1 pseudogene is annotated in these 287 nt (G+C 67.9%); it reads left to right on the top strand.

Annotation, left to right across the window (positions count from 1 at the left end):
- Positions 1-287 (top strand): annotated as a pseudogene (locus CWO89_RS45440) (Ti-type conjugative transfer system protein TraG); the annotation flags it as partial.

Raw genomic sequence — 287 nt, forward strand, 5'->3', positions numbered from 1 at the left:
GGCTTGTGCCTCGTCTTCACCGGCATCGAAGCGTGGCTTTCGAAGTTCGGGACAACCCCGAACGCGCGGCTGGCGCTCGGCCGGATCGGCATCACCCTGCCTTACGTGATCGCCGCAGCGATCGGCGTGATCTTCCTGTTCGCGGCGGCTGGTGCGACGGCGATTCGCTCGGCCGGTTGGAGCGTCGTGTTCGGCGGCCTGCTTGTGGTCGCGATCGCCGCCTCGCGCGAGATTGCGCGCCTCCACTCCTTCGCCAATGCCCTGCCGGCTGGAAACCGGCTTCTCGC

It is taken from the genome of Bradyrhizobium sp. Leo170 (assembly GCF_004296405.1).
In the GTDB taxonomy this organism is placed as follows: domain Bacteria; phylum Pseudomonadota; class Alphaproteobacteria; order Rhizobiales; family Xanthobacteraceae; genus Bradyrhizobium.